We start from the raw sequence: 23,081 nt of genomic DNA on the forward strand, positions 1-23,081 counted from the left end.
GGCGTCGGCGCCTTCGGCGACGGCGGTGCCGGCGGCGTCAGCAGCCTGGGCGGCGGCATCGCCAGCCTGGCTGGCGGCGGCCGAGGCTTCGGCGGCTTCGTTCTTGGCTTCTTCGGACTTCGGGGCGCAAGCCGACAGGGCCAGGACGGAAGCGGCGAGGAGGACGTACAGGTGGGTCTTCATGAGTGTCTATCCTGAGGAGTTGTCTGAGAGAAAAAACGTGGAACGGTGATGTCAGGCAACGCCAGTGCGCGCAGCGGTCCGGCAAGCCGGCTCAGATCGTTCACTGACCTTACGGAAAAAGCCGCCGGAAACCGGCGGCTTTCCCGTTCGGCACGATGACTCGTGCCGGAACTAAGCAGTATCGCTTGCGCGATATTACTTCTTGGCTTCTTCCTTGGCAGCTTCTGCCGGAGCAGCAGCGTCCTTGGCAGCGTCGGCAGCCTGGCCAGCGGCGTCGGCAGCGTTCTTGGCAGCGTCGGCAGCGGCGTCGGCAGCAGCCGGGGTCGCAGCGTTGGCAGCGGCGTCGGCCGAGGTAGCAGCAGCGTCGGCAGCCGAAGCGGCGGCGTCAGCGCTGGCAGCAGCGGCGTCGGCGGTGGCAGCGTCGCCAGCAGCGGCGGCGGTGTCAGCAGCGGCCTGAGCTTCGGTCGAAGCGGCAGCGGCGTCGGCGGAAGCTTCTTCGGCCTGCTTCTGGTTCGAGCAAGCGGCCAGGGCCAGGCCCAGAGCCAGGGCGATCAGCGCCTTGTTGAAATTCATGATTCGGATTCCTCGTCGATTAGTTAGGCAACGCGCAGTTGCGCGCCGATAACATGATGACAAGCCGGTGACGTGTGTCAAGCGGGCTTGCCGGTTTTTTTTGTGCAACGCGTTTTTAACTATTTAGAGCAACTCTATCGCAATTGCGGTCGCTTCGCCGCCGCCGATGCACAGCGAAGCGACGCCGCGCTTGCCGCCGCGCAGGCGCAAGGCATTGATCAGCGTGACCACCAGGCGGGCGCCGCTGGCGCCGATCGGGTGTCCCAGGGCGACCGCGCCGCCATGGACGTTGATCTTGTCGTGGGGGATGCCGAGGTCCTTCATCGGCGCCATCGCGACGCAGGAAAAGGCCTCGTTGACCTCGAACAGGTCGACGTCGGCGACCGTCCAGCCGGCCTTTTCGAGCACGTTTGAAATCGCTTTCACCGGCGCGGTGGTGAACCACTCCGGCGCCTGGGCGTGGCCGGCGTGGGCGACGATCCGGGCCAGCGGCTTGAGGCCGCGCGCGGCGGCGTCGTCGGCCGACATCAGCAGCGCGGCGGCGGCGCCGTCGGAGATCTTCGAGGACGACGCGGCGGTCAGCACGCCGTCCTTGCCGAACGCCGGGCGCAGGCCGGGAATCTTGCTGACGTCGATCTTGGCCGGCTCTTCGTCGCTGTCGACGACGACATCGCCCTTGCGGCCCTTGACGGTCACCGGAACGATCTCGTCCTTGAAGTGGCCGGCGCTCTGCGCAGCCTGCGCGCGCTTCACGCTTTCCTCGGAATACGCGTCGATCGCAGCGCGATCCAGGCCGTATTTCTCGCAAGCCGCGTCGCCGAACACGCCCATGGCCTTGCCGTCGTACGGGTTGGTCAGACCGTCCCAGGCCATGTGGTCGAGCATCTCGGTGCTGCCGTAGCGGATGCCGGTGCGCGAGTTGTTGAGCAGGTGCGGGGCGTTGGTCATCGACTCCATGCCGCCGGCGACGACGACCTTGGCCGAGCCGGCCTTGATCAGGTCGTGGGCGAGCATGATCGCCTTCATGCCCGAGCCGCAGACCTTGTTGATCGTGGTGCAGCCGGCCGAGGTCGGCAGGCCGGCGTTGAGCGCCGCCTGGCGCGCCGGGGCCTGGCCGAGGCCGGCCGGGAGCACGCAGCCCATGATGACTTCGTCGACCTGGTCGGCGGCGACGCCGGCCTGCTCGAGCGCGCCGGTGATCGCGGCGCTGCCCAGGGTCGGGGTCGGGACGCCGGTGAACTGGCCGAGGAAAGAACCGATGGCGGTGCGCTTGGCACCGACGATGACGACATCGCTCATGGCGGAACTCCAAAAACTGTGGCGTAGACGGAGACCGGCGCGTGGGCCGGAACCGCCGGATTATGCGGCGCCATGCTGCACCGCGGCAAATACCGGGGTCTCGAATAACGAAAAACAAACAATTGTTCGTCTCGCGGCCGCGACGAAGCCGGCAGGCAGCTGAACGGCATCAGGCCGAATCCGGCGATTCGGGGCGAGTCGGGCCGGTCCTGTCGGAGCGGATCGGGGCGGTTCGGGAGCGGATCCGACTACGGGCCGGGGAGGGCGCTGCGGGTCGGAACGCATCGAAACGAATCGGTGAATGCCTCGGCGATGGTTTTCGTGGCGCATATCGCATGAAGAAATCTGCACTGAAAACCTGCGGTTTCGATTGTCGTCGCGCGCGGCTTGGATTAAAACGAAGGCGACGCGCGGCCGTGTCGCAGGGGTGCGAGCGGCGGGCCGTCCCCGACGGGGAGCTGAGCGATGAAACGATTCGGACCGGCAGCGCGATGCAGTTCGCGGCTGGCGCTATGCGCGCTGAGCCTGGCCATCCTGAGCGCCTGCGGTGGCGGCGGAGGCGGCGGCGACGCGGTCCGCCCGACACCGCCGCCGGCGACCCCACCACCGACCCCGCCGCCGGCGCCGAACCCGGCCCAGCCGGCGGCCGACGCCCACTTGGCCTTGACCAACACCCGCGCCGCGCATGCGCTCGGCCTGACCGGGCAGGGCGTGCGCATCGGCGTGGTCGACAGCGGCGTGCGCCGCACCCATCCGGCCCTGGCCGGGCGGGTCGGGCCGATGCTGATCTACACCGATCCGCGCACCAACAACCACGCCATCGACGATGTCCTCGGCCACGGCACCTACGTCGCCCAGATCGCCGCCGGCACCGCGGTGAGCAGTTGGCCCGGCGGCATCGCCCCGGGCGCGAGCATCGTCTCCGCGCGCATCCTCTCCGACGTGCGCCCGAGCGACGACGGCTCCGGCCAGGGCAACGAAGCGCGCGACGCCGGCGGTCTCGACATCGTCTCGCGCGACCTCATGAACGCCGGCGTGCGCATCATGAACAACTCCTGGGGCGGCCTGTACTGGACCGGCGACAACGTCACCGTCAGTTTCATCAACGCCTACAAGCCCTTCATCGACAACGGCGGCCTGGTCGTGTTCGCGACCGGCAACGAGGGCAAGCCGCAGCCCTCCGACAACGCCTCGCTGCCGAGCCAGGGCGCCGGCGCCAACCTGCTCGAACGTGGCTGGATCGCGGCGGCCGCGCTCGACAGCAACAACCCGACCCAGTTGGCGAGCTACTCCAACGCCTGCGGCATCGCCATGAACTACTGCCTGGTGGCGCCGGGCAACGTCATCGCCACCGGCGTCAACGACCCGGTCGGCAGCCCGACTTACTGGTTCGTCCAGGGCACCTCGTTCGCCGCGCCGCAGGTCTCCGGCGCCGCCGCGCTGGTGTGGCAGGCGTTTCCGTACTTCAACAACGATCTGGTCCGGCAGACTCTGCTCGGCAACGCCAAGGACCTCGGCGCGCCCGGCGTCGACCCGGTGTTCGGACAGGGCCTGCTCGATGTCGGCGCCTCGGTGCGCGGCCCGCATCGGCTCGACTGGGGCGATGTGCGGGTGTCGTTCGACGGCAGCTCGACCTGGTCCAACCCGCTCAGCGGCACCGGGGGCCTGATCAAGGAAGGCAGCGGCACGCTGCGCCTGGACAGCACCACCGCGCATACCTACACCGGCACCACCGACGTCGCCGGCGGCGTGTTGCGGCTTGCCGACAACGCCTCGACGGTGTCGCCGACGACGGTGCGCGCCGGCGCCACCTTGGTCGGCGGCAACGGTGCGCGCATCGGCAACCGCGTCGACAGCCAGGGTGCGGTGCGGGTCGAAGGCGCCAGCCTGCGCGTCGACAGCTATCAGCAATCCGCCGCTGGGCAGCTGCAGTTCTTCATCGGTTCCAAGCTCGAAGTGACCGGCAACGCCAGCCTGGCCGGCAACGCCCACGTGCTCGGGCAGTTGCCCGGCTATACCCGTTCCAGCCGCGAGGTGTTCGTCAACGCCGGCAGCATCAGCGGGGCGTTCGCCTCGTTGACGACCGCCTCGAACGTATTCCTGGTGGCGGTGCCGGGCTATAGCAGCACCCAGGCCTGGCTCGACATCGTCTCGCTCAACATCACCGCCGCCGCGCAGTCGATGGGCGTGCAGGGCGCCGCGGCCGCGGCCGCCGAACGCGTCGACGGCGCTTTCGACGAACTCGACCGCAACACCGTCGTCAGCGGCGGCCCCGGCGCGCAGGGCGCCTTCAGCGCCGCGGCCGGCGCCTTGCAGCAGTCGGCCACGCCGGAGATCGCCAAGCGCTCGCTGGCCAGCCTGTCCGGCGAGCTGCACAGCGCCGACGCTGCGTTCGCGATGATGGCGATCGAAGGCAACCGCCGCGCGCTGGAATCGCGCCTGGATGCGCAGTACCTGCATCCGAGCGACGGCGCCTGGGCCGACCGCATCGACGCCCAGCGCGCGACCGCCGGCCGCTTCGACCTCGACGCCAACGGCTGGATCGTAGGCCACGACCAGCGCCAGGGCGCGCTGCGCTACGGCGCCGCGCTCAGCCAGACCGACGGTTACGCGCGCCATGAACTGCGCCGCGACCGCGAGCGCAACCGCCAGATCGAAGGCCAGTTCTACGCGGCCTGGAACCGCGGCGGCCACTATCTGTTGGGCCGTGCCGCGCTCGGACGCATGGAGCGCGATCTCGAACGCGAGGTCATGCTCGGCGCCGCCGACTTCGGTGTCGGCACCCGCTATGCCAACCGCTATCTGCAACTCGATGCGCAACTCGGGCACCGCTTCGAGGGCGCCAACGGCATGGTCACGCCGTATGTGGGCGTGCAATCGGTGCGCCTGGATCGCAGCGGTTTCGACGAGCCCGGCGCCGCCGGCTTCGGCCTGCGCGCCGGCGACTCGACCTTGAGCGCGACGCAGGCGCTGCTGGGCGCGCGGATGCAGCGCGAATGGCGGTTCGGTTCGGCCTTGCTCACCTTGGACGGCCGCGCCGAATGGCAGCGCACCCTGGCGCAGTCGGGCGATTTCATCGACGCGCGCTTCACCGCCCTGGACGTGTGGTCGCCGATCGCCAGCGAGCCTTTGGCCCGCGACGTCGGCGTGTTCGGCCTGGGCCTGAGCACCCGTTTCGGCCGCGGCAGCGTGCTGCGCTTCGATTTCGATCAACGCAGGGAGCGGGGCGAGGACTATCTGCGCGCGTTCGCGAGCTGGACGGTGCCGTTCTGAGCGAAGGACGCAGAGCGGGTCCTCCAGAGTCCCTCTATCGAAAGAGGGACTCTGGTGCAGCGTGATGGGTGGGTGGCGCTACGCAGGCGGCGAAGCGAATCTCCCCGCGCTTTCCAACATGGCGCGCAAACAAAAACGCCGTCGCAACCGCGACGGCGTTTTGCTTTACCCAACCCGCCCGAGACTCAGCTCTTGCCGTCGAACAGCTCGCGGCCGATCAGCATGCGGCGGATCTCGTTGGTGCCGGCGCCGATCGCGTACAGCTTGGCGTCGCGCAGGATGCGCCCCGTCGGGTACTCGTTGATGTAGCCGTTGCCGCCCAGGGTCTGGATCGCTTCCAGCGCCACCTGCACCGCGGCGTCGGAAGCGTGCAGCAGGCACGAGGCCGCATCGACGCGGCTCTTATAGCCGGCGTCGAAGTCGCGTCCCACCTGATAGGCGAAGGCGCGGCTCGACTGCAGCGCGGTGTACATGTCGGCGATCTTGCCCTGCATCAGGCCGAAGGTGCCGATCGCCACGTCGAACTGCTTGCGCTCGCGCACGTAGGGCAGGGCGATGTCGAGCGCCGCCTGCATCAGGCCCAGCGGGCCGCCGGTCAGGACCAGGCGCTCGGTGTTGAGGCCGCTCATCAGCACCTTGACGCCGTGGTGCACTTCGCCGAGCACGTTCTCGACCGGAATCTCGCAGTCCTCGAACACCAGTTCGCAGGTGTTGGAGCCGCGCATGCCCAGCTTGTCGAGCTTCTGCGCGGTGCTGAAACCCTTCATGCCCTTCTCGACGATGAAGGCGGTCATGCACTTGCTGCCGGCGTCCTTGCCCGCGGTGCGCATGTACACCACCAGCACGTCGGCCTCGGGGCCGTTGGTGATCCACATCTTGTTGCCGTTGGCGACCCAGACATCGCCCTTGCGCTCGGCGCGGCAACTCATCGAGCCGACCACGTCGGAACCCGCGCCCGGCTCGCTCATCGCCAGCGCGCCCTTCCACTCGCCGCTGCACAGCTTCGGCAGGTACTTGGAACGCTGCGCCTCGTTGCCGTTGGCGTAGAGGTTGGATACGCACAGGTTGGAATGCGCGCCGTAGGACAGGCCGACCGAGCCGGAGGCGCGGGAGATTTCCTCCATCGCCACCAGATGCGCCAGATAGCCCATCTCGCTGCCGCCGTATTCGCCCGGCACGGTCATGCCCAGCAGGCCCATCTCGCCTAGTTTCGGCCACAGGTCCTGCGGGAACGCGTTGTCATGATCGATCTGCTCCGCGCGCGGTGCGATCTCGGCTTCGGCGAAACGGCGCACGGCATCGCGCAGCGCATCGATCTCTTCACCCAGGGGAAAACTGCGCATATCAGCCCTCGTAACGAATCAGCGGCCGCCCGTTGAGCGGTTGGATGTTGCGGTTGTTGCGGCGGTAGTGGGACAGGAACGCCTGGATCTGCGCCTTCGACATCGTCACCGGCGCGGGCAGCACGTACCACTCCACATTTTCCGACAACGGCGGGGTCGTTAGCGAGCCCAGGTAGTGATAGTAAGCATGCGATTTCGGTAACAGCGCCTCGATATCGATCTCGCGCTGCGCCGGCGCGCCTTCGCGGCGACCCTGTTTAAGATCGTCGAGCACCTGCTGGGCGACCGGGTTGGCGGCGCCCTCGACGTACATCACGCCGACCACCGCCAGGCGGCCGTCCTGGGCCTTGAACACGAAGTGGCCTTCGAGCGGGAAATGCTTGCCGTCGAGGGTGTGCTCGCTCTGGGCATGGAAATGGAACTGGCTCAGGGCGAAATGGCGGCCGCGGATGCTCGCCTCGGTGCGATGGGTGTCGACCTGGACGGCGTGGCCGTTGTCGGCGACCGCGTCGATCGGGCCGCGGGTGTGGACGAATTCCAGCGCGCGCGGCTCGTTGTCGGCGGCGGCGATCGCCGCGGCGGTAACGATGTCGATCGGCGACTGCGCCTTGTCGTGCGCGGCCTGCCAGCGCTCCTGGTGTTCGTAATCCAGGGTTTCGGTGTGGGCGTGGCCGGACGCGGCCGGTCCGGCGGATTGGCCGGCGGCGGCGCCGGCGAGCGTTGCAAGACCGAGTGCGGCGACGGCCGCGAGGACGTGTTTACGCATGGCGAGCATCCCGTTGATGGCACGGATTGTGGAAGAGGCCGCGTTCGGGCCGTGACCCGGCGACGCGCTTGCGCGCATTCAGAAAAACGCAGGCCGGGGCGAAAACCCTACGCCGGATACGACGACGGGGCCGATGGGCCCCGTCGTGGTATGGCTCAGTGGCCGCTGCGGATGCGTCCGCGGAAGCTCGGCGTCGACCGGCCCATCGGCAGCTTGAGCTTGCCGATCGCGCTGATGCGCTCTTCGGCCAGGCGGTCGGCGGCGGTGTAGGTCGGGATGCTGTCGCGCTCGGCGATCTCGAAGATGCGGCCGAGGTTGTGATAGATCGTGCGCATCATGCGCATGGCGCGCTCGCGGTTGTAGCCGTCGAGTTCCAGCGCCACGTTCATCACGCCGCCGGCGTTCACGGCGTAGTCCGGCGCGTACAGGATGCCGCGCTTGGACACTTCGTCGCCGATGGCGTTGTTGGCCAACTGGTTGTTGGCCGCGCCGCAGATGATCTTGGCCTTCAGGCGCGGCAAGGTCTGCTCGTTGACGGTGCCGCCCAGCGCGCACGGCGAGTACACATCGGCAGGCACGTCGTAGATCTCGTCCAGGCCCACCGCTTCGGCGCCGTACTCGGACACCGCCTTGTCGACCAGGCCCTTGTTGATGTCGGTGACGAAGATCTTCGCGCCGCGCTCCTTGAGCAGCTTCACGAATTCCATGCCGACGTGGCCGAGGCCCTGCACGGCGTAGCTGTACTTGCCGACTTCCTCGTCGCCGAAGCGCTTGTTCAGCGCCGCCATCAGGCCCTGCAGGGTGCCGTAGGCGGTGAACGGCGAGGGATCGCCCGAACCGCCGTGGACCTGGTGCACGCCGGTGACGTATTCGGTCTCGCGGTACACGTATTCCATGTCGTTGACGTCGATGCCGACGTCTTCGGCGGTGATGTAGCGGCCGCCCAGCGAATCGACGAACTTGCCGAAGGCGCGGAACAGCGCTTCGGACTTGTCGGCGGCCGGGTCGCCGATGATCACCGCCTTGCCGCCGCCGATGTTGAGGCCGGCGACCGCGTTCTTGTAGGTCATGCCGCGGCTCAGACGCAGCACGTCGTTGAGCGCGTCCTGCTCGGTCTTGTACGGCCACATCCGCAGGCCACCCAGCGCCGGGCCGAGCACGGTGTTGTGGATCGCGATGATGGCCTTCAGGCCGGCGTCCTTGTTATGGCAGAACACGACCTGCTCATGGCCGAAGGTGTCGAGGGTTTCGAAAATCATCGGGTGCTCCGGACCGGCGCGGCATTGCGCGAAGCGCTAAGGACGCCTGGTGGTGGTAAGTCGTTGAATGGAAATGGATTCGCCTGTACGCCGCAACCGCAGGGGCCCGCCGTAGGGGCCGTAGTCTAAAGCAATCGGGCAATACGGCTAGGTATTGCAGGGGCCGGGCAATCGTGGCTGGAGCGGCGCATGTGAAGGCCTGCGAAGGCCTGCGCGGAGAGGTTTGCGGCCGCTCTCGCGGCACTCGCGAAAGGCCTCGCCGACGCGCCGATCGCCAAGGCTGGCGCGGCGACGGCTGTCATCGGCGCGACCGACGAGCGCGCTCACACTCGCTCTGCCTCGCCCGGCTCCAGCCGCGATCGAGCCCGCGGCGCGGGCTTTGCCGTAGTTGTCGATTCGCCGCCGGTCCGCTTCGGGCGTCACGAGCCGAAGCGTTCAGTGCGGACCTTTGTCCGCAGCGGCGCGGTCAGGCCGTTTTCTGCATTGCGAATCGATATTTATCAGGACCCGTCATGACCATCGCCCGCAAAACCGCGCGCCGCGCACGCAGCGGCACCACGCTTCGCCACGAGGCCTTCGAGGAGTCCGAACTCGAAGTCACGCCGAAGGCCGGTGCCGGGCGGGTCGAGCGCAGTGCGGCGCGGCGGCGTTTGCTTGATGCGCGCCCCGACACCGCCGACTTTCGCGACCGCATGTTCGAGCCGACCCTGATCGACGTGCCGGTACGCATTCCGCTGTCGGAGCATCTGAAACTGCGCCTGCCGGTGCTCGACCAGGGCGACGAAGGCGCTTGCACCGCGTTCGGTCTGGCCGCGGTCGCCCACGCCTTGCTGCGCAAGCGCGCGCCGCGCGCCAAGCTGGCCGCGGTCAGCACCCGCATGTTCTACGACATGGCGCGCCGCTACGACGAATGGCGCGGCGAAAGCTATTCCGGGTCCAGCTGCCGCGGCGCCATGAAGGGCTGGCACCACCACGGGGTGTGCACGGACAAGGTCTGGCCGTACAAGTCCGGCACTCCGATGGAGACCTACACCGAAGCGCGCGCACGCGACGCGGCGCAGCGCCCGCTCGGCGCGTACTTCCGGGTCAATCACAAAGACCTGGTGGCGATGCACGCGGCCTTCGCCGAAGTCGGCGTGCTGTACGCATCGAGCGCGGTGCACGAGGGTTGGGACGACCCGGTGCGCGGCCGCATCGTCTGGGCGCAGCAGGAACTCGCCGGCTATCACGCCTTCGCCATCGTCGGTTACGACGAAGGCGGTTTCTGGATCCAGAACTCCTGGGGCAAGGACTGGGGCCGCGGCGGCTACGGCTATATCAGTTACGACGAATGGCTGGAGCGCGGCAGCGACGTCTGGGTCGCGCGCCTGGCGGTGCCGGTGCGCCTGCACAAGGCGCAGTCGAGCGCGATCAATCATTCCAGTGTCGCCCGTCAGTCCACCGGCTATTCGCAGGCCGACTTGCGCCCGCACATCGTCAGCCTCGGCAACGACGGCGCCTTGCGCGACGGCGGCCGTTTCGGCACCACCCTCGACAATGTCCGCAACCTGATCCGCGACGACTTGCCGCGCATTACCGCGGGTTGGCGCAAGAAGCGGGTCATGTTGTATGCCCACGGCGGCCTGGTGCCGGAGCAGAGCGCGATCCAGCGCGTCGCCGACTACCGCGAAACCCTGCTCGACCGGCAGGTCTATCCGCTCGCCTTCGTCTGGAAGAGCGACGTCTGGAGCACCCTGGGCAACATCCTGCGCGACGTCGCCCGGCCGCGCAGCGAGGGCATCGTCGACAAGGCCAAGGACCTGCTGCTCGACCGTCTCGACGACACGCTCGAACCGCTGGCGCGCGTCGCCGGCGGCAAGCTGCTGTGGGACGAGATGAAGGAAAACGCCTTGCTCGCTACTACCGCACGCGTGGCGCTGGCGAACGGCGGCGCCCAGGAGGCCGGCGGCGCGGCCCTGGTGGCGCGGTTGCTCGGCGAATGGATCGACCACGATCCCAACGTCGAGCTGCACCTCACCGCGCACAGCGCCGGCTCGGTGTTGTTCGCGCCGCTGGTGCAGTTGCTGACCTGCGACGGCATCGTCCCGGACGGCCCGGCGGTCGGCATGCGCGGCCTCGGCCTGAAGATCGAAAGCGTGGCCTTGTGGGCGCCGGCGATCACCGTCGAACTGTTCCTGCAGACGTATGCGCCGGCCTTGCGCAGCGGCGCGATCAAGCGCCTGTCCTTGTTCACCCTGACCGACAAGGCCGAGAACGACGACGACTGCGCCGACATCTATCACAAGTCCTTGCTGTACCTGGTCGCGCATGCGCTCGAAACCCAGGCGCGCAGTTGGATCAACCGCGCTTATCGTCACGGCACGCCCTTGCTCGGCATGGCGCGTTTCCTGGAAAAGGGCGGCGAACAGGGCAATGCCGAACTGCGCGAGCTGATCGACAGCGGCCGCATCGACTGGATCCAGTCGCCGACCGCGGGGCTGCCGCCGGGTTCGCCCGATGCTTCCACGTCGACCACGCACGGCGGCTTCGAAGACGATCGCGCGACCCTGGCGGCGACCCTCGCGCGCGCGCTCGGCCATGCCACCACCACTGCGAGTTTCGACCTGCATCGCTCCGATGCCGGCAATGCCGACCGCCGCAACGCCATCGCGCGCGCGGTCAAGTCCTGAAACATCGAAGGCGCTGCGAAGGAATGCGGCGACAGCGGCCGGTGTGACGCGTCCAATATCGCGACGCGTCACACCTGGCAAGGGTTACGTCGGCGAGCTCAGCGATGGGCCCAATACCCATCGCGGAAACGCCATGCCGGCCCGTAGGGATGCCAGCGCGGCCCCACGTAGACATAACCGCGGCGCGCGACCACATAGTGACCGCCGATCCAGCGATAACCGCGGCCGTCCCAGCGCCAATGCCCCGGCGCCCACACATAACCCGGGCGCACCCGTACCCGCTCGTAGCGCGGCGGGGGCGGCGCCACCCGCACGTCCACGTCCACATAGGTGCGCGCCTGCGCTTGCGGCGCATGCACGCCCGCGAGCGACGCCACTGCGAACACCGTCGCCGCCATCAAAGGACGCATAGCCATACCGTTCTCCTCGAATCCGGCGGCCACCCGCCGGTACCGAGGACAACGCCGTTGCCAAGGTACCTGTTGACTTCGCGGCGCGCGGCGTTCAGATGCGCGTTGGTTTAGATCCGCCGTGGCTTTAAGGGTAGGAGCGGCGCCAGCCGCGACCGCGCACGAACACGCTCGCGCCGCCACCGCCTGCAACCGAATGGCGTTTCGCGGCGCCCGCAACGACTGTGCCAGCCTTCAGCTTTGCGCCGCTATCGGGCAGCACCGCGGTCGCGGCTCGCGCCGCTCCTACCCAAAACCCCGCCGCGGCGCAGGTCGCAACACTACCCGGACCCGCTCGCGCGGCCACCGTTCGCCCCCGCACGGCCGGCCGCCAGACCGGAACTGCCGCCCGGAGCTACAATACGCACAGCCCGTACTGCGTACCGAGATGCCCATGAGCACGACCGCCGCCAACATTCCCGCCGTACAGCCCGACGCTACGCCGCTGCGTTTCGTCACCGCTGCCAGCCTGTTCGACGGCCACGACGCCGCGATCAACATCATGCGTCGCCTGATCCAGGGGCAGGGCGCCGAAGTCGTCCACCTCGGCCACAACCGCTCGGTCGAGGACGTGGTGCGCGCCGCGCTGCAGGAAGATGCCGACGGCATCGCCCTGTCGAGCTACCAGGGCGGCCACGTCGAGTACTTCAAGTACATGGTCGACATGCTCAAGGAGCGTGGCGCCGGTCACATCCGCGTGTTCGGCGGCGGTGGCGGCACCATCACCCCGGAAGAAATCCGCGAACTCCAGGCCTACGGCGTCGAGCGCATCTACCACCCCAACGACGGCATGCACATGGGCCTGGTGGCGATGATCGAAGACGTCATCCGCCGCGCCAGCGAAGGCCGCATCGCCGACACCACGCCGGACAAGCCGGCGGCAATCGACGACGAAATCACCATCGGCAAGATGCTCTCGGCGATCGAAGAGGGCCTGCTCGACGAAACCCAGCTCGCCCATCTGCGCAAGCAGTGGCAGCTCGCCGGCGGCAAGACCCCGGTGGTCGGCATCACTGGCACCGGCGGCGCCGGCAAGTCCTCGGTCACCGACGAACTGCTCAACCGCTTCCTGGCCAATTTCCCCGACATGCGCATGGCGGTGATCTCGGTCGACCCCACCCGCCGCCGCACCGGCGGCGCGCTGCTCGGCGACCGCATCCGCATGAACTCGCTGCGCAGCCCGCGCGTGTACATGCGCTCGATGGCCACCCGCCGCCAGCACTCGGCCACCAACACCGTGCTCAAGGACTGCATCGGTTTCCTGCGCGGCCTGGGCTACGACCTGGTGATCGTCGAAACCGCCGGCATCGGCCAGTCCGACTCGGAGATCGTCGACCTGGTCGACTTCCCGATGTACGTCATGACCAGCGACTTCGGCGCGCCCAGCCAGCTCGAGAAGATCGACATGCTCGACTTCGCCGAGCTGGTGGTGCTGAACAAGTTTGACAAGCGCGGCGCCGAAGACGCCCTGCGCGACGTGCGCAAGCAGTGGAAGCGCAACCGCGTCGCCTTCCAGACCAAGGACGAGGACGTCCCGGTCTACCCGACCATCGCCAGCCAGTTCAACGACCCCGGCATCAGCTGGATGTTCGTCAACCTGTGCCGCCTGCTGCGCGAGAAGCTGTCGCTGCCGGCCGAGAAGTGGACGCCCGACGTCGACACCTCGCTGAAGGAGCCGCGCGCCACCGTGCTGATCCCCGGCAGCCGCGTGCGTTATCTCGCCGAGATCGCCGAACAGGGCCGCGGCATCAACCGCCAGATCGAGACCCAGGCCGACGTCGCCGACCGCGCGCAGTCGTACTGGCAGTCGCTGCACGACCTCGACGACCCCGAATTGCCGAAGCAGCTCGACCTGTATGCGGCCGAAGCGTTGCTGGCGGCTCAAGAGGCGGCGTCGCCGGCCAAGAGCGTCGACCGCACCCTCGTCACCCTGCGCCAGCGCTACAACGACGCCGTCCAATCCCTCACCTCCGAGGCATTGAAGCTGCTGCGCGACTGGCCCGCGCGCCTGAAGTCGATCACCGACGACGTCAACGAATACAAGGTCCGCGACAAGGTCATCCGCGTCGAGAACTACCGCGACTCGTTGAGCCACCAGAAGATCCCGAAGATCGCCGCGCCGACCTACAAGAGCTGGGGCGAGCTGCTGACCTTCCTGCAGAAGGAAAACCTGCCGGGCTATTACCCCTACACCGGCGGCGTCTATCCGTACCGCCGCACCGGCGAAGACCCGATCCGCATGTTCGCCGGCGAAGGCACGCCCGAGCGCACCAACCGCCGTTTCCATTACCTCAGCGTCGGCCAGCCGGCCGCGCGCCTGTCGACCGCGTTCGACAGCGTCACCCTGTACGGCGAAGACCCGGCGGTGCGCCCGGACATCTTCGGCAAGATCGGCAACTCCGGCGTCAACATCGCGTCCCTGGACGACATGAAGAAGCTGTACTCCGGCTTCGACCTGTGCGCGCCGACCACCTCGGTGTCGATGACCATCAACGGCCCCGCGCCGATGCTGCTGGCGATGTTCATGAACACCGCCATCGACCAGCAGGTCGAAAAATACCTGCGCGAGGACGGCGCCCGCTGGGACGCCGCCCACGACAAGATCGAAGCGATGTTCGCCAATCGCAAGCGCCCGCAATACAGCGGCCTGCTGCCCGAGACCAACGACGGCCTCGGCCTGGGCTTGCTCGGCGTCACCGGCGACCAGGTCGTCGACGCCGAGACCTACGAAGCCATCAAGACCCGCACCCTCGCCACCGTGCGCGGCACCGTGCAGGCCGACATCCTCAAGGAAGACCAGGCCCAGAACACCTGCATCTTCAGCACCGAGTTCGCCCTGCGCATGATGGGCGACATCCAGCAGTACTTCGTCGACAAGAACGTCCGCAACTTCTACTCGGTATCGATCAGCGGCTACCACATCGCCGAAGCCGGCGCTAACCCGATCAGCCAGCTCGCCTTCACCCTGAGCAACGGCTTCACCATCGTCGAGTACTACCTCGCGCGCGGGATGAAGATCGACGACTTCGCGCCCAACCTGTCGTTCTTCTTCAGCAACGGCATGGACCCGGAGTACACCGTGATCGGCCGCGTCGCCCGCCGCATCTGGGCCCGCGCCATGCGCGAGCGCTACGGCGCCGACCCGCGCAGCCAGATGATGAAGTACCACATCCAGACCAGCGGCCGCTCCCTGCACGCGCAGGAGATCCAGTTCAACGACATCCGCACCACCTTGCAGGCCCTGTACGCGCTGTTCGACAACTGCAACAGCCTGCACACCAACGCCTACGACGAAGCCATCACCACCCCGACCGAAGAAAGCGTGCGCCGCGCGGTCGCGATCCAGATGATCATCAACAAGGAACTGGGCCTCAACTTCAACGAGAACCCCTGGCAGGGCAGCTTCGCCGTCGACTACCTCACCGACATCGTCGAAGAGGCCGTCTACAAGGAGTTCGAAGCCATCAGCGAGCGCGGCGGTGTGCTCGGCGCCATGGACACCATGTACCAGCGCGGCAAGATCCAGGAAGAGAGCCTGTACTACGAGCACAAGAAGCACGACGGCAGCCTGCCGCTGGTGGGCGTCAACACCTTCCTGCCGAAGGATCACGGCGGCGACATCGTCACCGAGATCGAACTGATCCGCAGCACCGAAGGCGAGAAGGGCCAGCAGATCGACAACGTGTTGTCGTACCAGCAGGGCCGCAACGCTTATGCATCCGAAGGCCTGCGCAACCTGCAGGCCGCCGCGCGCGACCGCAAGAACGTGTTCGCCAGCCTGATGGAAGCGGTGAAGACCCACAGCCTGGGCCAGATCAGCCACGCCCTGTACGACGTGGGCGGCGAGTACCGCCGCAACATGTAAGCGCGCTTTACCGGCGCACCCGAACAGGCCCGCAATGCGGGCCTGTTTTTTTGGCGCTGTCTGAAACCTGCGGTGCGAGAAGCCGAGGCAAATCCCCCGGCGCAGGGGCACCCACCTCATGCACGCTACGTAGGCGCCAGCCCGTTCTTCGAAGGGGGCAGTGATACCGCTGCGCAGGTTGCGGCCGGCAGCGCGCCCGCGGCAGTTGCTGTTCCCCCCTTTGAAAAAGGGGGCAGGGGGGATTTGCTTTTTCAGCAGCTGAAAATCCCAACACAAGAAACCCAAACCTCGCCATCGCTCAGACGAGCATCCGTTTCATATCGCCAACCGACCCAGCACGAACGGGATCCGCGACGTCTATCACGCCCGCGTTGCAACGCGGGCCGTGAAAACACGGCGCGCCCGAAACCGTCGGCGACCGCGGCCGCGATGCATCGCCAAGACCGTGTCATAAGCCCGTTCACGCATCTAAAACCATGCCGGCTTTCTCGTTTGGCCGATGGGCGTTCTGCCAAGATCGCCCCGCGTTCCCGTACCGGCCCCATCAGGGGCGCGGTCTCACCTTCACCCTCATAATTTTCAGGAGTGGCCTCATGGCTATCCCCCTGCAGCGGCTGCGCGCGTTCGCTCAGCATGCCTGCGTTCTCGCGGTGCTCGCTTTGGCGACGACGACCGGCGCCCATGCCCAGCCCCAAGCCTCGCCCACGAACACCATCGGCGACTTCAGCGTCAGCGTGGAACCCGGCGCCGTCGCCACCAGCCGCGAAAGCTCGGTCTTCGCCTACGTCGCGGTGACCAGCCTCGACCGCTTCAGCCGGCCCGCCGTGCTGAGGGCGTCGGGCCTGCCCGCAGGCGTCACCGCCACCTTCTCGCCGGCCTCGATCGTTCCGCCGCCCAGCGGTGTCGCGCGTTCCAAACTCACCCTGGCCATCGCCGCCGGCGTGCCGGTCGGCAGCTATCCGATCACCGTCACCGGCACTTACGACAAACTCGTGCGCAGCACCACCGCGAACCTCACGGTGACCGCCGATTCGGCCTTCAAGCTGACGGTGCCCGGCACCCAGCACATCACCTACATCGGCGGCAGCAGCCAAGTGCCGATCACGGTCACCGGCTACGACTTCGGCGGCGCAGTCACGCTGGGCGTGACCGGCCTGCCCGCAGGCGTCACCGCGAGCTTCGGCCTCAACCCGGTCAGCCCCGGCGCCAAGGCCGCGGTGAATTCGACCCTCACCCTCAAGGCCTCGGCGCAAGTGCAGCAGGGCAAATACCCGATCACGATTACCGGCGCCTCGGGCGCCATCACCCGCGGCGTGCCGCTGGACCTCTACGTCAACCCGGCGCCCGACTTCACCCTGTGGACGATCGGCCGCAGCCGCGCCCTGGTCGCGGTGACCCAGCAGGCCGGCATCAGCGGCTGGCTGGAGATCAACGCACGGCCGTTGTCCGGCTGGAACCAGCCCATAGCGTTCTCGATGGAGGGCCTGCCGCCCGGCGTCACCGCCAGCTTCAGCCCCGAGGTCGTCAACCCCTACGGCCCCACCAGCATCGCCTTCACCGCATCCGCCGATGCGCCGGTCGGCAGCTATGAAGCGACCGTGGTCGCGACCGCCGCCTCGGCGACCCACCGCCTGCCGGTGCAACTAACGGTGCTGCCGTATCTCGATGCCAACCGCCTGGCCAACGACCTCACCCGCGTCGGCATCTCCTTGCGCGCTGGCGAGTCGTTGTTGTTCAACATCATGAAGCCCGAAGGCGCCGCACCGGACTTCTACCTCAACACCCAATTCGGCCCCGGCACGGGCGCCGGCACGCTGTACGTGCGCGAAGGCGCGCCGCCGACCGATACCGAATACCACTGCCGCACCAGCGGCGTCTGGAGCACCTTCTGCCGGGTCGATCGCGACCCGCACGCCGACTTTCCGCTCACTTACTTCCTGCGCCTGAAAGCCCGTACCGACATGACCGGCGCCAGCGTCATGGCCACCTACGGCGGCAGCTACGACGCCCGCCCGCGCGTGGTGTTCTCTAACCCGACCGACTACCTCATCAACGACAACGCCGTCGTCGAAAGCCCGCTGGGCGTCCTGCGCTTGAACGGCAACGGCGGCATCGCCCGCGTCGTCTATCGCCTCAGTCACCCGCATCGCACCGACCTCAAGCTGGAACTGATCGCACCCGACGGCCAGGCCTATCTGTTGCGCGACCACAGCAACGGCCCGATCAACCCCAGCGTGGAGCAGACGCTGGACCTCACCGACAAAGTCGCCAACGGCGTGTGGAAACTGCGCGTCACCGACGACGTGCCGGGCGGCTCGGGCACCTTGCTGGACTGGAGCCTGGATTTCTACCGCAGGGACTGACGCAGCCGACTTGCCAAGCCTCGCTCTGAACCCCTCTCCCGCTTGCGGGAGAGGGGCAGGGGTGAGGGCAGCAGCCCGCCGCACCACCCACAACAAACCGCATCCACCACCCAACCGCTCGCCGCCGCCAACGAACAGCGCGCCCGCGCCACGCGGCCCGCCATCGCCATGCCCCGCAGCCCGGGCTGCCCGATAATGCGGCCATGACCATCATCCTCACCGACTTCGCCCGCGCCCGCCTGTTCCCGCGCGAGCCGCGCCGCAACACCATCCAGGACATCACCCCCGAACAGTTCGAGCGCCACCTCAACCAGGCGCCGCCGCTGCACGTGCTCGACGGCTACGCCCCGTTCTGCAAACTGCACGTGCACCGCAACTGGACCAGCACCCGCTGCCTCGCGGTGCCGATCACCGAGGCCAACCGCCACCTGCTGCGTTCGGACTACGACGCCCGCACCAAGGACGAACTGCCGGTGCTGGTGCGCTGGTTCGAAGGCCTCGACCCGCCGGTGGCCGAATACCTCATCGTCATCCTCTACAGCCGCGAACAACTGGCTAAAGAAGGCACCGTCACCGACGCCGACTGGGGCGTGGTCGGCTGCATGTACACCGCCGAACCCGTCGAAACCCCGATGGCCCCGATCACCATGATGCGCAACGCCCTGGGCGTGGAAGAGGGCGGCTCCGGCGTATCGCTGGACCGCGAGGCCTACCGCCGCAGCGTGGCGTTCTGGAGCACGCACGCCAACTGGCGCGGCTGAAGCGCTTCGCGCAGCCAGCCGTTGCAACACCGCAGCGTTCGTCGTAAACAAGGCGTCGGTCGACTTCGAACGAGGTGCAGCATGGATCGATACACCGGCGGCTGCTGGTGCGGCAAGGTCCGCATCGTGGCCACGGGCCGCCCCTACCGGGTCGGCCTGTGCCATTGCCTCGACTGCCGCAAACACCACGGCGCCCTGTTCCATGCCTCGGCGATCTTCCCCGAGGAGGCGGTCACCGTCGAAGGCGAAACCCGCGCTTACAAAGACCGGCACTTCTGCCCGCACTGCGGCTCGCCCGTGTTCGGCCGCAGTGGCGACGAAATCGAAGTGAACCTCGGCGCCCTAGACGCCCCCGATCAATTCCAGCCGACCTACGAGCTGTGGACCGTGCGCCGCGAATCCTGGCTGCCGCCGTTTCCGCTGGTGCGGCATTACGAACGCAATCGCGAAGGCCTGACCCGCTTCGAGGAATAGGCGCGAAGGCCGCTCGGCACACCTATCCGCGCACCACGAAATCTCGTGCCCGCACTCGAAACGCAATCAGCGCAACCCACGGTTGGGCATTATCTGCCACCTCCAGCGCACTGGCGCTCGCGGTGGAGAAGAAGTTCGACCTCAAGGACGACATCCGCCTGGTCTTCAATCAACCCAGCGCGACCCTGGCCCCGGGCGAGATGGTGCATGTCTACCGCGTCGGCCACGCCAACCCCGACCCCGCCGCGCACCTCGCCAGCATGAGGACCGCCGAGGCGCTGGATGATGGCTTGAAAGTCTAGGCTGGTACTCGTTCGCTGATTCGAACGCATGGCCCCCTTGTCGAGCGCTCTTTCGCCATTCCACTGCTATGGCATCAACATCATTGCCAAGGGTTCGGCAGCCAGGTTGTTACCAAGGTTAAGCCGGTGCTGATCATGGAAAGCAGAAAGAGGGTCAGAACCTCTAGAACGTCCTGAGCTAGAGAGACGTAAACCCATGGAGCTGCTGGTTGCAGGTATGACCGGAAAAAAATGTTTTCTGCGTTGATGCCTACGATGTAGACCTGCTCGGAGAGCCTGGCTGGAGGAAAAACAGGAGGAAACTTAGATAGTGTCGCGCCTGAGAATGTGCGATCAGTTGCAGGTCTCTTCTTTACGGTTACATATTTCAAGGGCGGATGATTTTTTGTTGGGTGCGGGTAGCTTCTGAATAATAAATCGGACGAGAAGTGCGCTTGCGACGAGGTTTGGCATTCTGATTTGCAAGGGAGGGGGGGATGACATCTGCAAATGCTGGCCCCGTTTGTGATGCTGCGTGGGGGTGCGATCATTTCGATCTGTCGACTTTGACGCTAGGAAATATTCGAGCGTGCCGTGTCTCTGTTTTTGATATAACGAAGTTGGCAGACGCGCTTACTCAGACCGTTGTCGATACATCGTGGATGTCAAATCTAGATCCTGGGGCGCGCCGATCGTATGAAAGAACGGTTTCAGAAACTAGTGAGCTTCTTGTTGCTATATTTGAGTCAGCAGCGTCGACCTCATCCATTGCTGAAGATTTTGGTGAGCTAATGGTTTCGATGGGGTCTGCAAGGGCCTTAAATATGATTTTTAATCATAGGGCGGTTCCGCTGGCAGAGTTATGGAAGCCGCAAATTAAGCAGAATGAAGGCTTTGACTTTCACACTATCTGTCCAGGGGAGTGGGTGAATTTCGGCGAGGCTAAGTATTCATCAAGCGGTAATCCGCATGGACTGGCCATAGCTCAGATATCCGCTTTCCTTTCAGCCGAAAAACATTACCGAGATCGCCCTCATTTGCAAACCATTGCTCCGGCTGCGACTATTAGTAAGCTGGATAGTGAGGAGTTCGGAGTGGTTGCGGCATTTTCTCTAAATGCAAAAAACCAAGAACTGGTGATAGCGAACGCGATTAAATCTGCCGATAAATTTGCTAAAAAGCATAAGATTGTTCAGATATTTCTTGTTGGTGTTAGCTATGACGCTTAAGGATATTGTCGCTGATAGTGAGCCTCAACGGAGTTTGGCGGAACTGCTAAGGGTCCTGCACGAACAAGGGCCTGATTCGCAGGCGATGCTTGAAAATCTGAGTTTATATAAGGAATTTCATCCCGCTGCATTCTCGTTGTTGGAGGAAAAAATCGTTGCATCGATGGGGTTGTTTTATAAAATCGGGTCGCCCGAAAGTCTTTACTCTTTCTTGATTGCTCGGATGGGCGCATCAGATACAGTGCGTGGAGGTGGGTCTTTGACTCCAGTGCAAGCAAGCATGCGTCGAGCACTGCAGGAAAACCAATTTATATCGATCTCCGCACCAACTAGCGCAGGAAAGTCCTATTCGATTCGAGACTTTATAGCTAACGATGAAGGCGATGCCGTAATTGTCGTGCCATCGCGAGCGTTGATTGCTGAATATATGAACGTTATGCGGTCGATGTTTCAAGATGACAAGCGTGTAATGGTTATGCCTTTTGTGGATCGCGTTTTTACCAGTAGGGAGCTGAGGCGAATATTTATTCTGACACCTGAGCGCGCCCGCGATCTTTTTGAGCTTCGCGCTGATCTGAATATTCGTTTATTTTTCTTTGATGAGGCTCAGGTCTCAGAGGAAAGGCCGCGAGGAATAATTTTTGATGTTCTTGTCAGGCGAGTCAGTAGGGTGTTCTCGGATGCAAAATTAGTTTTCGCTCATCCGTTTGTCGAGAATCCTGGCGCTCAGTTTGCGAAGCATGGATTGCCGACTAGTAGATCATACTCGCGCACTTATCCTTACGGTGCTGTGGGCAAGCTTTACGTATTTCGTCATTCAAATGGCGCGGACTACTATTTTTCCCCTTTTGAGGAAGATGGTCATCACATCAAGAATTCCATAAAATTTGACGGGGCTTTTGACTCGTTTGCGTTCGGCTCCGGGCATTCAGTTCTCGCGTATGTAACTAAGGGCTCTATATATAGTGGAAAATTCTTAGACGAGTTTAAAGATTATATTGATAAATTTGATCAGCTGAATGACCCTAAGGGTATTGAAATTATTCAGGCTATTGAGCATTTGGTTGGTGCGGATCAGGTCGGCCATGATTCGAAAATGGTTGAGCTAATGCGTAAAGGGGTGGTCATTCATCATGGCTCGGTCCCGTTAGAGGTGCGTTTTCTTGTCGAAGACTTTGTTAGGGCTGGCTTTGCAAAAATATGTTTTGCAACCAGCACTCTCGTTCAGGGGGTTAATATGCCCTTTGATATTGTCTGGTTAGATAGTATGCGCATTCTCGGTGAGGATGAATCCAGTAAATCGCTAGCTTTTAAGAATCTAATTGGCCGAGCAGGGCGTCTGTCTAAAGATCAGCAGTTCGACTTTGGATATGTCTTTACAAAGAGCCCAAAAATTTTAGTTGAGCGGCTCCTTGATAAATTTATTCTTTCAGAAGATTCTGTCATTGAAGACAGTGAGGCGTTGGGAGATGCAGATGCAGAGGAGCTGCTATCTGCAATTCGAGAAGGAACGTTCGATGATGAATTGCATGTGCCCCAGTCTAAGGCGGAGCGTCTGTCGCATCAGGGCGTGCTAGACGCAGCGAGCAGGGTCTTAAATCTGGTATATGCAGATGATGGCAGTCTTTCTGGCTCAATGCGAGGCAAAGCTAATCGAGAAGTTCGTGTGGAAATCGAACGGAATCTTCGGAAGATATATGAATCTTCCTTAGGGAGAAGTTTGGTTGATGGCGAGCGGGCGGTCTTCAAGGAGGCTATCTCGCTCATGCTGCAGACGTTTCAGGGGCGTTCGTTCAGCGAGATAGTTGGCTTGCGCTTTAGTCGTGTTGCTAGACGCGACCAGCATCGTTCAGGGCAGGCGGAATTTACCCAGCACGCAAGTAAACTTCCCGACTCTAAACTTGTAACCCCATTCCCTTTGTTTCCTCAGGGGACCGCGGCAAGCAATGTTAGTTACGATGCAGTCGTATTCGATACGTATGATTATCTGGACCAGGTTATTTCATTTTGCCTTTCGGATACCTTCGTTGCTGCGTTCAAAGTGTACCATCGGCGCAGCGGTAATGATCGGGCATTGAAGTTCATCGAATTGCTGAGATTTGGTACTAATGATCCGATGCATGTGCTTTTGATGCGATACGGATTCCTTCCAGAAGATATTGAGAGTTTGCTTCCCTATATTCGTTCTGTGAATGAGAAGGAAATTGCTTTCACGCGTGCTATTTCTTATGCGAGCGCGCGAGTTCAGATGATTACCGCCTGGTACAGATAGCTCCTGGGTAGAGGAGCGCCGT

General features: G+C 64.5%; 15 protein-coding genes. 9 read left to right on the forward strand and 6 right to left on the reverse strand.

What is annotated here, in order from left to right:
• Positions 1–378: 378 nt before the first annotated feature.
• Both GLA29479_RS00010 and GLA29479_RS00015 read right to left on the reverse strand, forming a co-directional pair.
• Positions 379–756 carry a hypothetical protein gene (locus GLA29479_RS00010; protein WP_056112151.1) on the reverse strand — a complete coding sequence of 126 codons (378 nt, stop codon included), beginning with the start codon at positions 754–756 and terminating at the stop codon, positions 379–381.
• Positions 757–879: 123 nt separating this feature from the next.
• The gene (locus tag GLA29479_RS00015; RefSeq protein ID WP_057918396.1) at positions 880–2,055 is read right to left on the reverse strand and encodes a thiolase family protein; all 1,176 of its coding nucleotides are present in this window, start codon (positions 2,053–2,055) and stop codon (positions 880–882) included.
• A 465-nt stretch (positions 2,056–2,520) separates the two neighbouring features.
• Here GLA29479_RS00015 and GLA29479_RS00020 point away from each other — a divergent pair, with 465 nt between their 5' ends.
• Positions 2,521–5,328 (forward strand): autotransporter serine protease, encoded by a 2,808-nt coding sequence (locus GLA29479_RS00020; RefSeq protein ID WP_057970386.1) that lies wholly within the window; start codon positions 2,521–2,523, stop codon positions 5,326–5,328.
• Between the two features lie 185 nt (positions 5,329–5,513).
• Here the strand turns inward: GLA29479_RS00020 and GLA29479_RS00025 are convergent, their stop codons facing one another.
• The 3 genes from GLA29479_RS00025 to GLA29479_RS00035 all read right to left on the reverse strand — a co-directional run bounded on the left by GLA29479_RS00025 (position 5,514) and on the right by GLA29479_RS00035 (position 8,696).
• Positions 5,514–6,671, reverse strand: coding sequence for an isovaleryl-CoA dehydrogenase (locus tag GLA29479_RS00025; RefSeq protein ID WP_057918394.1), 1,158 nt, complete (start codon positions 6,669–6,671; stop codon positions 5,514–5,516).
• Between the two features lies 1 nt (position 6,672).
• Positions 6,673–7,437 (reverse strand): carbonic anhydrase, encoded by a 765-nt coding sequence (locus tag GLA29479_RS00030; RefSeq protein WP_169795584.1) that lies wholly within the window; start codon positions 7,435–7,437, stop codon positions 6,673–6,675.
• Between the two features lie 155 nt (positions 7,438–7,592).
• Positions 7,593–8,696, reverse strand: coding sequence for a Glu/Leu/Phe/Val dehydrogenase dimerization domain-containing protein (locus GLA29479_RS00035; protein ID WP_031373366.1), 1,104 nt, complete (start codon positions 8,694–8,696; stop codon positions 7,593–7,595).
• Between the two features lie 512 nt (positions 8,697–9,208).
• On the opposite strand from GLA29479_RS00035, the gene GLA29479_RS00040 reads away from it, so the two are divergent.
• Complete coding sequence (locus GLA29479_RS00040) at positions 9,209–11,365, forward strand: C1 family peptidase (protein WP_082638153.1); 2,157 nt, start codon at positions 9,209–9,211, stop codon at positions 11,363–11,365.
• Positions 11,366–11,463: 98 nt separating this feature from the next.
• On the opposite strand, the gene GLA29479_RS00045 is transcribed toward GLA29479_RS00040, so the two are convergent.
• A complete protein-coding gene (locus GLA29479_RS00045; protein WP_057970387.1) occupies positions 11,464–11,781 on the reverse strand; it encodes a YXWGXW repeat-containing protein in 318 nt (105 codons plus the stop codon).
• Between the two features lie 427 nt (positions 11,782–12,208).
• Here GLA29479_RS00045 and GLA29479_RS00050 point away from each other — a divergent pair, with 427 nt between their 5' ends.
• From GLA29479_RS00050 to GLA29479_RS23365, 7 genes are all read left to right on the forward strand, one after another.
• Positions 12,209–15,679 carry a methylmalonyl-CoA mutase family protein gene (locus GLA29479_RS00050; RefSeq protein WP_057970388.1) on the forward strand — a complete coding sequence of 1,157 codons (3,471 nt, stop codon included), beginning with the start codon at positions 12,209–12,211 and terminating at the stop codon, positions 15,677–15,679.
• A 593-nt stretch (positions 15,680–16,272) separates the two neighbouring features.
• Entirely contained in the window at positions 16,273–18,042 is a 1,770-nt protein-coding gene (locus GLA29479_RS00055; protein WP_057970389.1) for a proprotein convertase P-domain-containing protein, read from the forward strand.
• A gap of 203 nt (positions 18,043–18,245) precedes the next feature.
• On the forward strand, positions 18,246–18,803 hold the full coding sequence (locus tag GLA29479_RS00060; protein WP_057970390.1) for a DUF3228 family protein: 558 nt from the start codon (positions 18,246–18,248) through the stop codon (positions 18,801–18,803).
• An 81-nt stretch (positions 18,804–18,884) separates the two neighbouring features.
• The gene (locus GLA29479_RS00065) at positions 18,885–19,277 is read left to right on the forward strand and encodes a GFA family protein (protein ID WP_057970391.1); all 393 of its coding nucleotides are present in this window, start codon (positions 18,885–18,887) and stop codon (positions 19,275–19,277) included.
• Positions 19,278–19,399: 122 nt separating this feature from the next.
• A complete protein-coding gene (locus tag GLA29479_RS00070) occupies positions 19,400–19,579 on the forward strand; it encodes a hypothetical protein (RefSeq protein ID WP_057970392.1) in 180 nt (59 codons plus the stop codon).
• A 476-nt stretch (positions 19,580–20,055) separates the two neighbouring features.
• Complete coding sequence (locus tag GLA29479_RS23360; protein ID WP_082638155.1) at positions 20,056–20,787, forward strand: hypothetical protein; 732 nt, start codon at positions 20,056–20,058, stop codon at positions 20,785–20,787.
• Positions 20,777–23,059 carry a DEAD/DEAH box helicase gene (locus tag GLA29479_RS23365; protein ID WP_082638156.1) on the forward strand — a complete coding sequence of 761 codons (2,283 nt, stop codon included), beginning with the start codon at positions 20,777–20,779 and terminating at the stop codon, positions 23,057–23,059. The genes GLA29479_RS23360 and GLA29479_RS23365 overlap by 11 nt, the downstream gene beginning before the upstream one ends.
• Positions 23,060–23,081 lie beyond the last annotated feature (22 nt).

The organism is Lysobacter antibioticus (assembly GCF_001442535.1).
Taxonomy (GTDB): Bacteria; Pseudomonadota; Gammaproteobacteria; order Xanthomonadales; family Xanthomonadaceae; genus Lysobacter; species Lysobacter antibioticus.